This is a genomic window from Bacillus pfraonensis (assembly GCF_050768835.1).
GTDB lineage: Bacteria > Bacillota > Bacilli > Bacillales > Bacillaceae_G > Bacillus_A > Bacillus_A pfraonensis.
Window position 1 is genome coordinate 328,844 of record NZ_JAHCDO010000003.1, and the last position, 15,714, is coordinate 344,557.

A 15,714-nucleotide genomic window follows, 5' to 3' on the forward strand; every position below is an offset into this window, starting at 1 on the left:
TTTCCAGTTCAATCAGAAAATAATGGCAAAAATGAAGAGGAGTAGAGTTATGGATACTGTTACATTGTCACGGGCTTTCTTTGGGTCATCACTAGCATTCCATATCATTTTTGCAACCCTTGGAATCGGACTATCTTTGATGATTTTTATAAGCGAAGTATTATATCACTGGAAGAAGGATTCAGATTACGCTGTTATGGCAAAAAGGTGGACAAAGGCTTTTGCCATCCTTCTTGGTGTGGCAATTCCTACTGGAACAATCGTCGGTGTACAAATTTCACTTCTTTGGCCTGGATTCGCCAAAATTGTCGGACAAGTGATTTCTGTTCCGTTTCAGATTGAGATTTTCGCATTCTTCTTAGAAGCTTTGTTTATGTCTATTTACGTATACGCAGCAGATAAATTGCCACCGTTCATGAGATTAATCTCACTTTTTTTTGTCATGCTTGGTGCAACTGCATCCGCCGTGTTAATTACTTCAGCAAATACATGGATGAATACACCAGCAGGCTTTTCTATGAATCCCGATGGCTCTGTTTTTAACGTTGACCCGTGGAAAGCATTCTTTAATCCCAGCTTTTTCACAAGCTCTTTTCACGTCGTCATTACAGCTTATGCAACCGGAGCAGCCGTCATTGCTTCTATCGCTGGATTTAAATTATTAAAACGAAATGTGAGCGCAAGGGAGATTGCTTATCATAAAAAAGGACTATTTTTAGGACTTGTTGTTACCTTTATTACAGGCGCAACTATGTGGCTTTCTGGACATGAATCAGCCATCGCCTTACATGAGCATTCTCCTGAAAAACTCGCATCAGCTGAAGCTTTATTTCAAACGACATCACATGCTCCCCTATCCATTGGTGGAGTTGTTGATCCTGAAAATCTTGAGCTAAACTATGCACTCGAAATTCCGAATATGCTCAGCTTACTCGTTGGTTTAGACCCTAATACCGTTGTAAAAGGGCTTAATGAATTCCCAAGAGAAACATGGCCACCGTTTTATACACATACACTGTTCAACTTAATGGTTGGTACAGCCGTATTCACCTTTGCTGTAGCAACCATTGCCCTTTTATATTGGTATTTTATCTATCGAAAAAAAGAAGCAAAGTTACCGAAGTGGCTGCTATGGGCAACTGCTGCATGCGGGCCGATTATGATACTCGGTATTGAATTCGGTTGGATTTTCAGTTGTAGTGGACGTCAGCCTTGGACCATTTATGGTATGCAACGTACAGTTGATGCTGCAACACGTGCTGACTTTGTTGGACCTTTATTCATTTTATTTATCATTTTGTATATCGGACTTGGCGCGTTAACAATTTTCGTGCTGCGGACGTTCTTTAAAAGACATCCGCTAAAAAATGATTTAGTGCAGCAAGGAGGAGATCCTCGTGCATGAGGCAAGTATTGCGATTATTATCTTATGGGCCATTATCTTCGTATACAGCATTTTAGGCTCCATTGATTTTGGGGCTGGATTTTGGGGTATGGCATACGCGAAGCACTCGACGCTAGCTGGAAAACTTGCCAATCGGTATTTATCGCCAACATGGGAAGTAACAAATACATTTCTCGTCTTTGTCGTTGTTGCATTCCTTGGCTTCTTTCCAAAAGCAGCTTTTACACTCGCAACAGTCATGTTTGTGCCGGTAACATTAATTTTAGTTCTCGTTGCCATTCGCAGTACATTCATGGTGTTTGCTTATTCTGTACCCAAATATGAACATGTTCTTCGCTCTATTTCTGGTATTACAGGCCTCTTAATTCCGGCCTTATTAATTACAGTTTTACCTGTTACAGAAGGTGCTTATATTACGACCTCTGGCGGAAAAGAAGTTCTATTATATGGGAAACTTTTATCGAGTCCAGTAATTTATTGGTATATGTTATTCGGATTAACTTCTGAGTTATTTCTGTCCTCTCTTTTTTTAGCTGACTTTGCGAGAGAACAGCGTTCAGAGGATACCTACCGTGTTTACAGACGAAATGCCATCATACTTGGTCCAGCAACACTCGTTACGGCCATCATCGCCCTTGTTGTAATGGATCCAGAAACACATTGGCTCATGCAAGGATTAATTAAACAGTTCCCTTGGTTCACAGTCTCCATTATTTTATTTGTAATCGGGTATTCTTCCCTTTGGTGGACAAATAAAAAATACGATTCACTTGGCTGGCCGCGCATCGCTGTTTTAGCAGTTGTTGCACAGTATGCATTTGCAAGCTACGCTTATGGCGTCGCGCATTTACCATATATCATTTACCCGGATGTTACTGTATTTACAAGCTTTACAACGAAAGAAACATTCTATGCGCTGCTCATCCTCTATGCAATCGGCATCGCCATCTTACTTCCAGGCTTTATTTTCTTCTGGAATTTATTCTTAAAGGATCGAACATTCCTAAAGGAAAAATAATAATAGCCCCCTTTGCTACCGTCTTAGCAAAGGGGGCTTCTTCTATATTTAAGTTAGGTACATGTGATCAATCAAGTAAAGAGGTGTTTGGGAGCAGTACATATTTCCCCCATCTCAAACACAAAGGAAGGAGAGAGAAAATAAACTCCCTGAAAAATCTCAAATTCAATTATTGATATAAGTGACTACCAGCTTCTTTAAACTCTTCTGCTTTTTCTTTCATACCTTTTTCAATTGCTTCTGTTGTTTCTAAATCATTTTCTTTTGCATATTCACGAATGTCGTGTGAAATTCTCATACTACAGAACTTCGGACCACACATTGAGCAGAAATGAGCTGTTTTTGCTCCTTCTGCTGGTAATGTTTCATCGTGGAAGTCCATTGCACGTTCAGGATCTAAAGATAAGTTAAATTGATCGCGCCAACGGAATTCAAAACGAGCTTTTGAAAGTGCATCGTCACGTTGCTGCGCTGTTTTGTGTCCTTTTGCAAGATCCGCTGCATGTGCCGCAATTTTGTACGTAATAACCCCTTCTCGAACGTCATCTTTGTTTGGCAAGCCTAAATGTTCTTTCGGCGTTACATAGCAAAGCATTGCAGTACCAAACCAGCCGATCATCGCCGCACCAATTGCCGATGTAATATGGTCATACCCAGGTGCGATATCCGTCGTTAAAGGTCCAAGCGTATAGAATGGTGCTCCTTGGCAAATTTCAAGCTCTTTATCCATATTTTCTTTAATTAAATGCATTGGTACATGTCCTGGTCCTTCAATCATGACTTGAACATCATGCTTCCAAGCAATCTTCGTTAATTCTCCAAGTGTTTCAAGCTCAGAGAATTGCGCTTCATCATTTGCATCCGCAATCGACCCTGGACGTAATCCATCTCCTAGAGAGAAGGAAACATCGTACTGTTTCATAATTTCACAAATCTCTTCAAAGTGAGTATATAGGAAGTTTTCTTTATGATGGAATAAACACCACTGCGCCATAATCGAGCCACCACGTGAAACAATACCTGTTGTACGTTTTGCTGTAATTGGAATGTAACGAAGTAGCACGCCAGCGTGAATTGTAAAGTAGTCAACGCCTTGCTCTGCCTGTTCGATTAACGTATCACGGTATACTTCCCACGTTAAGTCTTCAGCGATTCCGTTTACTTTTTCTAGCGCTTGATAAATCGGCACTGTTCCAACTGGTACAGGAGCATTACGAATAATCCATTCACGAGTTGTATGAATATTTTTCCCTGTTGATAGATCCATGATTGTATCTGCGCCCCAGCGTGTTGCCCATGTCATCTTCTCAACTTCTTCTGCGATAGAAGAAGAAACTGCGGAGTTCCCAATATTCGCATTTACTTTCACGTGGAAATTGCGTCCGATAATCATCGGTTCTGCTTCTGGGTGGTTAATGTTTGCTGGTAAAATGGCGCGTCCTTCCGCAATCTCTTTACGAACAAACTCTGGCTCTACCCCTTCACGAATCGCAACATATTCCATTTCAGATGTAATAATACCTTTGCGAGCATAGTGCATTTGCGTTACGTTTGCACCTTCTTTTGCGCGAAGTGGTTTACGATCCATTTGCGGAAACACAGGTGTATGATTAGATGCAACTTTCACACCATCATCTTCCGGTTTCATTTCGCGTCCTTCATACTCTTCTACATCTCCGCGGTCAACAATCCAACCACGGCGTGGCGTTGGAATTCCCTTTTCCAACTCTACTTTGTACTCAGGATCTGTATATGGACCACTTGTATCATAAACACGAATTGGTGGATTTGGTACACCATTTGTATCGCTTTGTGCAATCTCACGCATCGGCACTTTCATACCTTCATGCGGACCATCAACATAGACTTTCTTACTCCCTGGTAAACTCGACTTCAATTCAATTTGCTTAGCTGAAACAGATTGCTTCATAATTTGTGTTTCCTCCCCTTTATCATTTCAGTTGAATCTAACTTGCTCAGAGTCTTGGGCCATCTTCTGGACAATTCGATTCTTACTTCAGCGGCTAGAATGGGCGGGGGCTTCGCTTCTTCCGCCGAGGCAAACTGCGCCTCTTCGGCTGAAGCTCCATCCCCCTCTCATTCTGAACGAGCCGCCTCCGCTTTTCTTGTGATCCAGCTTCGCCTCCTAGCCCTTCACATCTAAAAACCTTCCGCACAAGAAAGTAAAAAACACTTTCTGTACGGAAGAACTTTAGCCGTCAGGGCTAAACAGTCGGCTCCACTTTACATGTGACAAGGACGAGATTAAACTTGTGGCCAGCGCATGCCAAAATAAAAAGAGCCAGGTCCATAGTAAAACAAGGACCTGGCTCATAAAGACATCGTTATGTAAAGCCGTTAACTTCCCTACGCTGGTACGAGCCAGATCAGGTCCAGAGGGTTAAGAAGTTCTCGCACTTCTCTCTCAGCCCAAGCTTCTCTTGGGCACCCCTAGTTTATCACTGATTTAATTTTCAATACTTTCTTATCATACACGATAATCAGAAAAATGCAAACGAATGAATCTTAATTTTTATGTGTCGTTTTTTGTATGTTGGTCGATATCCTTTGTCGAATAGTCGATATGTTAGTAGTTTCCGCCGATATATTTAGAGAAACAGTCGATATATTTAAAAAATCGCCGATATCTCAAAAAAGATGCCCGCACGCGCCCGCCCGGGCATCTTTTTCTTATTTACGGTATCATCCAAGTTAAATAATAAGCTTGTACATATGTCATAATCCCAACAATGATTACGAAGAATAGACTATGTTTTACTGTGAAGCGGAATAAATCAGATTCTTTTCCCGCTAATCCTACTGCCGCACAAGCTATTGCAATCGATTGCGGAGAAATCATTTTACCTGTTACACCGCCTGTTGTATTTGCCGCAACAAGTAATACTTCTGATACGCCAACTTGCTGCGCTGTAATAGCTTGCAGGTTGGAGAATAATGCGTTTGCCGACGTATCTGATCCTGTTAAGAATACGCCGATCCAGCCAAGGAATGGTGAGAAGAACGGGAATAATCCACCTGTTCCTGCTAATGCTAACGCGAGTGTTGACGATAAACCAGAATAATTTGCGATGAATGCGAATCCTAATACGAAACCGATAGATAGAATTGGCATTTTTAATTCTTGTAATGTTTCTTTAAATGTTTCAACTGCTTGTTTTGCGCTCATTTTAAGTACAAGGATTGAAATAATACACGCAATTAAAATCGCTGTTCCTGTTGCTGATAGAATATCAAACTTTAATACTGCATCATAAGGCGTTGGTTTATTTACAATTGGTTCTGCCTTCATTACTAAATTGTGCAGACCTGGAATTTGAAACTTAAAGACAAGACTTTCCAACGCCCCGCCTGGAGCAAATAACGCTTTGAAGAATCCTTGACTCCAAATCACAACCATCACTGTCAAAATAATAAATGGTGACCAAGCCTTTACAACTTTTCCTGCCGTTAATTTTGGCATAGATGTCGCAGTTGTTGTCGCTGCCACTTCAGCGTTCGCTTGATTAGATTGATAAATTTCTTTCGGTTGCCATACTTTTAGGAATAATGCTAAACACACTAAGCTGACAAGTGCTGATGTAATATCCGGAAGTTCTGGTCCTAAAAACGTAGCTGTAATAAACTGTGTAATTGCAAATGAACTACCTGCTACAAATAATGCAGGCCATGTTTGTTTAACCCCTTTGAAGCCATCCATTAAAAATACGATAAAGAACGGAACAAATAATGATAAGAATGGTAATTGATGTCCTGCCATTTGTCCGATTTTATGAGCATCAATACCCGTTACTTGCCCCGCAACTGTAATCGGAATTCCCATTGCTCCGAACGCTACCGGCGCTGTATTTGCAATTAAACAAAGTCCAGCCGCATATAACGGATTTAAACCAAGACCTGCAAGAAGCGCTGCCGTAATTGCTACCGGTGCACCAAATCCAGCTGCCCCTTCCAAAAATGCACCAAATGAAAAACCAATTAAAATAACGAGTAAACGATGGTCATTCGTAATCGATAGTACCGATGCACGAATCACATCAAACTGTCCTGTTTTGACAGAAATTTTATATAAAAATACCGACATCACAATAATCCATGCGATTGGCCATAACCCGTATAGGAAGCCATATCCAGTTGCTGCCATCGCCATTGTAAACGGCATTTTATACGCAAATAACGCAACTAAAATTGTTAATACAACTGTAATAAAACCTGCCACATACCCCTTCATACGAAACACTGCTAACGCCAAGAAAAAAAAGATAATTGGAATAAGTGCTACCGCTGCCGAAATCCAAATGTTACCAAACGGATCGTAAACTTGTGTCCATGTCCCCATTGTCCTCTCCCTTTCTGTAATCCCCTGTTTTAAAACCTTTATAATCCTATCAATAGACTATCCGGTCATCATACCTTTAAGCCTAAAATAAAAAACGTTTTAGGAAAACGTTTTCAATGATTGTATTTCTACTTTATCATATCATTTTTGATTTAAAAAGATTTTTTAAGCTAATTTTCTAATTTTTTTGTTAAATCACAATTCCGGATAAGTCCTATAATAGGAAAAAAGTCAATTTCATTTCCCCTCATTATTTTAAACAAACGTTTGATTAACGACTGAAAATCCTGTCACTCTGACGTATTTCACTTTAAACAAACGTTTGATTAAAAGTCTTATGAACACGTTTAGTACAAAAAAGAAAAAGCACTTGCAATTCGCAAGTGCTCTACCTTCTTCTTCTTTTTTTCTTTCGTCTCATAAGCTTTTTTCGGCGCGTGTTCAATCGATCCGCTATAATATGGAGTGCACTCGCAGCAATAACTCCAATTACAAATGTTGTTAAAGCAACATCATGTTCCCTTGCAATCTCAAGTAATCTTCCGTCTAGTACCGTTTTATTTAATATGTATAGGAATGGAGAGAAGACGAGAAGCATATACAATATACGAATGAGATCACCAATTATAATCGTATGTGTTAAGAAAGAACGATGCGGCATCACACATTGATATGGATACCAAAAAATACGAAGCAAGCCCCATTTGTTATAGGCGTTACTATGAGTATCCAAATCTGGTGTTAAGAAAAACGTGCCGATTAAAAACCCTATCGCAAAAGTGAGTAAAAAATCAAAATTTGTTAGTCCATACGAAACAAGCATAAACAAAACAATCGGAAGAGAGAGTAAGTTTATTTTCGTATGTGTTTTTCCTGATGGCATAGTACACTTCCCCGCTAATGTTTGCCCTGCCATTTCTGACAGTTCTCACCTATTGATCTAATTTTTGATCGATAAACGATGTGTCTATATCCGAACCAAACCAATCCGCTAATTTCATCTGTGCTTTTTCTTTTACATCTTCGTTTACATACATAGACGCTTGCACAAGTGCAGCAGTTAATGCACCTAAATCATCCGTATAACCTATTCCAGCTAAAAAATCCGGAATCGCATCAATTGGAGCAATAAAGTAAGCAAGTGCTCCAATAATAGTTGCTTTTACTCGCTTTGGAACATCCGGTCTTTGCATAACGTAAAACAGCAATAAACTCGCATAAATAACCGATTGTCCCGCTTGTTTCGCTACATGTTTCACCTTATTCCAAAACGCTTCGACTGAAAATTTTCGTTCCATATAAAGAGCCCCCATGTTTTGTTTTTTTCATTATACGAAAAAAGTAGATGCACCTTCAAAAATAAGGAACTAGCTCCATTAGTTAATAAAATGTTCATCAAATATACACATAACCTATCAATAAAAATTTATTGTAACAGACAACAGAGGAAAGAACAAGTGTTCGTAATCATTTTTCCACCATATAAATCACAGCTATGCAAACAAAAGAGGTTCCGCTCTCTTTTTCTCCCTTTGTGTTAAATGCGGCTTGGGGCTAAGAAAGAACCTGACAGCTTCTACGCTCTGGCGGATCCTCTCTTCCAAACTAAAAGAGCGGTTTTTATATTCTCAATATTTCTCAACATAAAATGTTCTATTTCTCTTACTATTCTTTATTATCTTTGTTATATTTTCTAGTTGACGAGCATATAAACCAATGTTAAAGTTTTCTCTGGCAGCAACAATAAAAAATACAAAAACTGTAAAATGTTATAGTGTTTCTAAGAATTGAATTTTGTTGTATAATACAGAAATGACGTTACGCTTATGGATCAACAAAAGAATTGGCAGGAAACCAAAAGGGTATGCATAGTTAAAGTCGTATATGGGGGATATAGAAAACTCTACTCATGGCCAAGAAAACTATGTATTTTTTATTTTAGCATTTTTCGCTCCAAAATCGACCAAGCCTGATAGAGAAAGGGTGGAAATGGATGAAGGAATCTTTAAAATCACAATTTCAAAATGTGCGCTTTACCTTGTTTGTTGCTTTGGCCTTATGGTTAAAGACTTACATCATAACGCGTACGAGCTTTGATTTGAAACTTGAATCTTTCATGCAAGAATTTATCTTATTCATTAGTCCATTGGCAGCATCATTACTGCTTGTGGGCCTTGCATTATTCGCGAAAGGAAAGAAACGTAATTATATAGCACTTGGAATTGATTTTCTTTTAACAATCGTTCTTGTTGGTAACGTAATGTTCTACGGATTCTACAATGACTTCGTTACTTTACCGGTACTTGGGCAAACATCCAACTTCGGACAGCTAGGATCCAGTGTAAAAGAACTATTCAATTACAAAATCATCGTTGCATTTGCTGATATTATTATCTTTTCGGTTCTATTAAAGAAAAAGAAAAACTTTGCAAAAACGGAGCGCGTATCACGTCCGATGCGTTCTTTATACTTCGTATCAACGGTTGCTATTTTCTTCGCAAACTTAGGTCTTGCAGAAACTGAGCGCCCAGAGCTATTAACACGTTCATTTGACCGCGTTATGCTCGTGAAAAACTTAGGTTTATATGCTCACCAAGTATATGATCTTGGCTTACAAGCAAAATCAAGTTCACAAAAAGCATTTGCTGATGGTAGCAAATTACAAGAAACAGAAAACTACGTAAAAACAATACAAAGTAAACCAGATCCAAATATGTTTGGTGCGGCAAAAGGGAAAAACGTAATCGTCGTTTCTCTTGAATCCCTACAAACATTCTTAATTGGTGCAAAAGTCGGTGATCAGGAAGTTACACCTTTCTTAAACCAATTTGCAAAAGAAAGTTATTACTTCGATAACTTCTTCCACCAAACTGGACAAGGAAAAACATCGGATGCTGAATTCTTAGTAGATACATCATTATATCCATTAGACCGTGGTGCTGTATTCTTTACACACGGTAATAATGAATATACTGCGACTCCAGAAATTCTGCGTCAGCAAGGATATTACACAGCTGTATTCCATGCAAACAACGCAACATTCTGGAACCGTAACATTATGTATCCAGCACTTGGTTACGATCGTTACTACAACGAGCTTGACTATAAAATTACTCCAGAAACAAAATTAAACTGGGGATTAAAAGATATCGAGTACTTTAATCAATCAGTGGATATGTTAAAACAAGTGAAACAACCATTCTATACTCGTTTCCTTAGTTTAACCAATCACTATCCATTTACGTACGACGATGATACAAAATTAATCGAACCTTATAATTCTGGTGACGGCGTATTTGACCGTTACATGGTAACAGCTCGTTACTTAGACGAAGCACTGAAAAACTTTATTGAACGTCTAAAAGCAGAAGGTATTTATGATAACTCTGTTATCGTATTCTACGGTGACCACTACGGTATTTCTGAAAACCATAACCGTGCAATGGCACAATTCTTAGGTAAAGAAGAAATTACAGCATTTGATCATATGAATTTACAAAAAACACCTATGTTCATTCATGTTCCAGGTCAAAAAGAAGGTAAAACAATTTCAAAACCAACTGGTGAAATTGATATTAAACCAACAATTCTAAACTTACTTGGTGTGGATTCAAGCAATGACGTTCGTTTTGGTCATGACGTATTTTCACCAGATAATAAAGGATTCGTTGTTCTTCGTGACGGTAGTTTTGTTACAGACAAATATATGTATACAAACAATACATTCTATGATCGTACAACTGGCGAAGTCGTAGAGGTACCAAAAGAAGAAGCTCAAGCAATGATCGATCGTGCTCAAAATGAACTGCGCATGTCTGATAAGCTCATTGAGGGAGACTTACTTCGCTTCTCTGAAAGCAACAAAATTAAAACGGGCGAAGTAAAAACAGCTATTAAAGAAGATAAAAAAGACGCTGAGTAATCTCAGCGTCTTTTTTTTAGTTACAGCCGAGATTCTTACTGCTCGCCACTAGCAGGATAAAATTACACAATCTTCACCAAATATTTACATAAAATTCATGAAACATCTCTATAATAGGATTTATAAACAATGTTCTGTCCATTCCCCACCTATCATTTTACAGCTTTTCGTTAGGTCCCCATGGGGAATACCAGAATCATTTGTGTAACAATGCCCTTGATATTACTGAGAAGTAACATCCATTATCTTAGTAAAGCCGACCTTTTTACTGGTCACCTTTCTAGGCTATACCAGGACAATATCCCTATGAAACAAGCTACCCTCCTTATGCAACATTGTTGCAAGCAACGTTCTGTATGAATGTTGCTTTTTTTTATTTGTAAAAAGCAGGATTCTCATTTCCCATTTGCGAATTTGTATATGCGAAATACAATAAATTGGAGCCCAACGCTCATCATTTAAACAATTAAGAAAGGATGGGAAGTAAAATGGCATACGAAAGGTTCGTATTATGGAACGATAAAATGATTGATACAAATAAAAAACAGCCGTACATACAATTAGAAGAACGTGGCTTGCAATTTGGAGATGGTGTCTACGAAGTCATTCGTATTTATAAAGGAACCATCCACTTATTAGATCCACATTTAACTCGATTATACCGTTCCATGGATGAAATAGAATTAACCCTACCTTTCTCTAAAGCAGAACTCATTACACTACTTTACAAATTACTTGAAAATAATAAATTTCAAGAAGATGGCACCATCTACCTACAAGTTTCTCGAGGAGTACAACATCGTACACACACATTCTCTTTTGATGTAACCCCAACCATCTATGCTTATATCTCAAAAAAAGAACGCCCCGCTCTATGGATTGAATACGGAATACGTGCCATATCAGAGCCTGATGTACGTTGGCTCCGCTGTGATATTAAGTCTCTTAATTTAATGCCAAACGTATTAGCTCGTACAAAAGCGGAACGAAAAGGTTGTAAAGAAGCACTTCTCGTTCGTAACGGGATCGTTACGGAAGGAAGTCACTCCAACTTTTTTCTTGTAAAAAACGGGACTCTGTATACTCATCCTGCTAATCATCTAATCCTAAACGGGATTATCCGCCAATATATTCTTTCTTTAGCTCATAAACTACAGATTCCTGTTCAAGAAGAATTATTCAGCATTCGTGATGTTTATCAGGCTGATGAATGCTTTTTTACAGGAACAACAGTAGAAGTACTTCCGATGACACATCTTGATGGCACCGCCATCCAAAATGGTCAAGTTGGGAAAATCACCAAATTACTACAAAAAACATTTGTCCAAAGCTTTTCAACTTCTGATATCCCATTACCTTAAACACAAATGTTTTCATCTTAAAATTCTCTTAATATACGTATTTTCATTTAAAATCAAGGTGGAACATGCACCTTGATTTTTTTTTGTAATATTCTTGACATATTCAGATTCCCGCATAAGCCTTGACAGTAATCGACATGCCTTTTAGAATTTTTAACAGTTGGTAAATATTTCATCACTACATTACAGACAGAAAGGAATCGACAAAACATGAAAAAATATCTTGCCGGTCTTGCGGCAGTGTCTGTAGCAGGAGGAGCAGCCCCGACATTAGATAGCGTTCAAGCTGCCCCTGAAAATACACAAAAACCTGTTGCACAAACTGTTCAAGCTGCGCCACAAAACAACTCAAATTACACAGTTACTGCTGACGTATTACACGTTCGCTCAGGAGCTAGTACTTCTCACGACATCATTTCTCGCGTATATGAGGGCCAAAAATTAAACGTAATCGCCGAAGAAAACGGTTGGTTTAAAATTAACCATAATGGGAAAACTGGTTACGTTAGTGGACAATTCGTATCAAAAAACGGTGCGAAAACAAGCGTAAATACAGGTGGCAAGAACAAAGTTACTGCTGACATATTACGTGTTCGTACAAGCCCAAATACTTCTAGTTCCATTATGGGACGTGTATATGAAGGACAAACATTGCAAGTTATTAGCGAAGAAAACGGATGGGTTAAAATTAACCATAACGGCAAAACTGGTTACGTTAGTGGACAGTTCGTATCTGGCGTTTCTTCAAATGCTGGTTCTTCTAATAACAATTCAAATGTTCAAGAAGCAAGCGGAAACTATACAGTCAATGTATCTTCTCTTCGCGTTCGTACAGGCCCTAGCACTTCTCATACAGTTTTAGGATCTGTTCATAAAGGACAAGTTGTACAAGTTGTCGGCGAAGTTCAAGATTGGTTCAAAATTAACTATGCAGGACAAACTGCTTACCTTAGCAAAGACTACGTAACAAAAGGTGGCTCTAGTAGCAACGTTAACCAAGGGAACAATCAGCAAGGAAATAACAATACAACTGTTCAAACTGGCGGTACTTATGTTGTTAATGCAACATCATTACGTGTTCGTACAGGCCCAGCTACATACCACGGTGTACTTGGTGGCGTATTAAATGGTCAAACATTAAACGTAGTTGGTGTAGAAAATGGCTGGTACAAAATTAATCACCATGGTAAGACTGGTTATGTAAGCAGTGAATTTGTGAAATTCGTTAAAGGTGGTACAACGACACCTGAAAAACCTGAGCAACCACAAACAACTGCTGGCGAATACTATATTAATGTGTCTGCATTAAATGTACGTAGCGGCGAAGGTACAAATTACAGCGTAATCGGTGCTCTTCCACAAGGTCAAAAAGTACAAGTTATTTCTGAACATTATGGATGGAGCAAAATTAACTACAACGGTCGCACTGGCTATGTAGGAACTCGTTTCCTATCTAAAACACCAGTTGATGGTGCTGTAGACAATAACAACAATAATAATAATAACAATAATAATAATAACAATAATAATAATACAGGTAACACAAGTGGCGATACATCATCTATTCTTGCATATGCAAAATCAATGGCAGGTGTACCATATGTATGGGGCGGCACTTCTGCTAATGGCGTTGACTGCAGTGGTTACATTTTCCACGTATTTAATAAATTTGGTCACAACATTAGCCGTCAAAGTGTTGCAGGATATTGGAGCAGCCTATCAAAAACTTCAAATCCACAACCAGGCGACTTAATCTATTTCCAAAACACTTATAAGCCAGGTCCTTCTCACATGGGTATCTACCTTGGTGGCGGAACATTTATTCAAGCTGGAGATAAAGGTGTAGCAGTCGCATCATTAAGCAATTCTTATTGGAGCAAGCACTTCTTAGGATATACAAAAGCACCTTAAGTCATAGTTTCAAAACCTTCTAGATTACTAGAAGGTTTTTTTTATAGATTTATGTTTCAACATATAAGTCCCTTCGAAAGAAGATCTGCACTCCTTGTTTTAACTTGGAATAGTGCTAAAAAAGCCCTGTCCACTTCTATCTACGGCAAAATGCTCTCTCCCTCTCCTAAAAGAAAGGTTTTCTATCGATTTTGCAATTTGTATGTATATAAATATGTTTCCATCCTCTTATTTCATACACCATATTCCTTAAAAACAGTTCATAACGTTACAATAATACATATATTCTCGCTAAAAAACATAACCTATTTTATCCCTATAAGATTGATATGTGTTTTCTTAGTGAATTTTCTTTCTATTTAAACTTTTCGGCAGACGTTTGACCTCTGATGTCCGGTGTGATACGTTACTTAAGATGCTATTTTCGTAGAAGTATAGACATCTATTAATTATACTTTTTTACTATGAGAGAGGAGATTTACACTGCATGAATGTTTTATGGGGAATTGGCGGCGTGATTGGAATTTTAGCAGTTGCATTTTTACTATCTTCCAACCGCAAAGCTGTGAATTGGCGCACAATTTTAATCGCGCTAGCATTACAAATTACGTTTTCTTTCATCGTATTACGATGGGATGCTGGAAAAGCTGGCTTAAAGGTTGCCTCTGATGGAGTTCAAGGCTTAATCAACTTTTCTTATGAAGGAATTAAATTTGTCTCTGGTAACTTATTAGATAAAGATGGTCCTTGGGGATTCATTTTTGTAATTCAAGCACTACTTCCAATTGTATTTATTAGTTCATTAGTAGCAATATTATATTATTTAGGTATTATGCAATGGTTCGTTAGTATCGTTGGTGGTGCATTAAGTAAACTTCTTGGAACTTCTAAAGCAGAGAGCTTAAATGCAGTAACAACTGTTTTCTTAGGACAAACAGAAGCACCAATTTTAATTAAACCGTACTTAACACGTTTAACAAACAGTGAGTTCTTCGCAGTTATGGTAAGCGGTATGACGGCTGTTGCCGGATCAGTTCTTGTCGGTTATGCAGCAATGGGAATTCCGCTAGAGCACTTATTAGCAGCAGCAATTATGGCAGCACCATCAAGCTTATTAATTGCAAAGCTCATTATGCCAGAAACAGAAACACCAGATAACGATGTAAAGCTTTCTACAGAACGTGAAGATGCGAACGTTATCGACGCAGCAGCACGCGGGGCTTCTGAAGGGATGCAACTTGTTATTAACGTTGCAGCAATGCTAATGGCATTCATTGCGTTAATCGCTGTATTAAACGGCCTATTAGGATGGATTGGATCTTGGTTCGATATTAAACTTAGTCTTGATTTAATCTTTGGATATCTTTTATCTCCATTTGCTATTCTAATCGGTGTTTCACCAAACGAAGCTATACAAGCAGCTGGCTTTATCGGACAAAAACTTGCAATCAACGAATTCGTTGCTTATGCAAACTTAGGTCCACACATGTCAGAGCTATCTGATAAAACAAATATGATTTTAACATTTGCAATTTGCGGATTTGCAAACTTCTCTTCTATCGCAATTCAATTAGGTGTAACAGGGACACTTGCTCCTTCTCGCCGTAAACAAATTGCACAGTTAGGGATTAAAGCAGTAATCGCTGGTACGCTAGCGAACTTCTTAAATGCAGCAGTTGCAGGTATGATGTTCCTATAAATAAAAATCGAGCTGATCCGAAATTTCGGGTCAGCTTTTTT

The 15,714-nt window shown here is 38.4% G+C and carries 10 protein-coding genes and 1 riboswitch; of the genes, 6 read left to right on the top strand and 4 right to left on the bottom strand.

Features of this window, described 5'->3' with window-relative positions:
* The first annotated feature begins 49 nt into the window (after positions 1-49).
* Positions 50-1,405: a cytochrome ubiquinol oxidase subunit I gene (locus KFD70_RS04255; RefSeq protein ID WP_336451629.1), complete on the top strand. Its 1,356-nt coding sequence runs from the start codon at positions 50-52 to the stop codon at positions 1,403-1,405.
* Positions 1,398-2,423 carry a cytochrome d ubiquinol oxidase subunit II gene (locus KFD70_RS04260; protein WP_336451628.1) on the top strand — a complete coding sequence of 342 codons (1,026 nt, stop codon included), beginning with the start codon at positions 1,398-1,400 and terminating at the stop codon, positions 2,421-2,423. Before KFD70_RS04255 ends, KFD70_RS04260 begins: the two co-directional genes overlap by 8 nt.
* Positions 2,424-2,592: 169 nt before the next feature.
* On the opposite strand, the gene thiC is transcribed toward KFD70_RS04260, so the two are convergent.
* From thiC to KFD70_RS04280, 4 genes are all read right to left on the bottom strand, one after another.
* On the bottom strand, positions 2,593-4,353 hold the full coding sequence (thiC, locus tag KFD70_RS04265; RefSeq protein ID WP_336451627.1) for a phosphomethylpyrimidine synthase ThiC: 1,761 nt from the start codon (positions 4,351-4,353) through the stop codon (positions 2,593-2,595).
* A gap of 417 nt (positions 4,354-4,770) precedes the next feature.
* Positions 4,771-4,886: riboswitch (TPP riboswitch) on the bottom strand.
* Between the two features lie 232 nt (positions 4,887-5,118).
* Positions 5,119-6,780, bottom strand: a complete 1,662-nt coding sequence (gene lldP / locus KFD70_RS04270) for an L-lactate permease (RefSeq protein WP_336451626.1) — start codon at positions 6,778-6,780, stop codon at positions 5,119-5,121.
* Between the two features lie 388 nt (positions 6,781-7,168).
* Entirely contained in the window at positions 7,169-7,663 is a 495-nt protein-coding gene (locus tag KFD70_RS04275) for a metal-binding protein (RefSeq protein WP_336451712.1), read from the bottom strand.
* 49 nt (positions 7,664-7,712) lie between these two features.
* Positions 7,713-8,078, bottom strand: a complete 366-nt coding sequence (locus KFD70_RS04280; RefSeq protein WP_174100393.1) for a YkvA family protein — start codon at positions 8,076-8,078, stop codon at positions 7,713-7,715.
* A gap of 695 nt (positions 8,079-8,773) precedes the next feature.
* Here KFD70_RS04280 and KFD70_RS04285 point away from each other — a divergent pair.
* From KFD70_RS04285 to KFD70_RS04300, 4 genes are all read left to right on the top strand, one after another.
* Positions 8,774-10,702 carry an LTA synthase family protein gene (locus KFD70_RS04285; RefSeq protein ID WP_336451625.1) on the top strand — a complete coding sequence of 643 codons (1,929 nt, stop codon included), beginning with the start codon at positions 8,774-8,776 and terminating at the stop codon, positions 10,700-10,702.
* A 476-nt stretch (positions 10,703-11,178) separates the two neighbouring features.
* On the top strand, positions 11,179-12,063 hold the full coding sequence (locus KFD70_RS04290) for a D-amino-acid transaminase (RefSeq protein ID WP_336451624.1): 885 nt from the start codon (positions 11,179-11,181) through the stop codon (positions 12,061-12,063).
* A gap of 210 nt (positions 12,064-12,273) precedes the next feature.
* Positions 12,274-13,974, top strand: a complete 1,701-nt coding sequence (locus KFD70_RS04295) for a C40 family peptidase (RefSeq protein ID WP_336451623.1) — start codon at positions 12,274-12,276, stop codon at positions 13,972-13,974.
* A gap of 487 nt (positions 13,975-14,461) precedes the next feature.
* Positions 14,462-15,673, top strand: a complete 1,212-nt coding sequence (locus KFD70_RS04300) for a NupC/NupG family nucleoside CNT transporter (protein ID WP_336451622.1) — start codon at positions 14,462-14,464, stop codon at positions 15,671-15,673.
* The last annotated feature ends 41 nt before the right edge of the window (positions 15,674-15,714 follow it).

Excerpts from the sequence above, each read along its gene's own strand:
- KFD70_RS04255 (WP_336451629.1), top strand. The coding sequence starts at position 50 with ATGGATACTGTTACATTGTCACGGGCTTTCTTTGGGTCATCACTAGCA.
- thiC (WP_336451627.1), bottom strand. The coding sequence starts at position 4,353 with ATGAAGCAATCTGTTTCAGCTAAGCAAATTGAATTGAAGTCGAGTTTA.
- lldP (WP_336451626.1), bottom strand. The coding sequence starts at position 6,780 with ATGGGGACATGGACACAAGTTTACGATCCGTTTGGTAACATTTGGATT.
- KFD70_RS04275 (WP_336451712.1), bottom strand. The coding sequence starts at position 7,663 with ATGCCATCAGGAAAAACACATACGAAAATAAACTTACTCTCTCTTCCG.
- KFD70_RS04280 (WP_174100393.1), bottom strand. The coding sequence starts at position 8,078 with ATGGAACGAAAATTTTCAGTCGAAGCGTTTTGGAATAAGGTGAAACAT.
- KFD70_RS04285 (WP_336451625.1), top strand. The coding sequence starts at position 8,774 with ATGAAGGAATCTTTAAAATCACAATTTCAAAATGTGCGCTTTACCTTG.
- KFD70_RS04290 (WP_336451624.1), top strand. The coding sequence starts at position 11,179 with ATGGGAAGTAAAATGGCATACGAAAGGTTCGTATTATGGAACGATAAA.
- KFD70_RS04295 (WP_336451623.1), top strand. The coding sequence starts at position 12,274 with ATGAAAAAATATCTTGCCGGTCTTGCGGCAGTGTCTGTAGCAGGAGGA.
- KFD70_RS04300 (WP_336451622.1), top strand. The coding sequence starts at position 14,462 with ATGAATGTTTTATGGGGAATTGGCGGCGTGATTGGAATTTTAGCAGTT.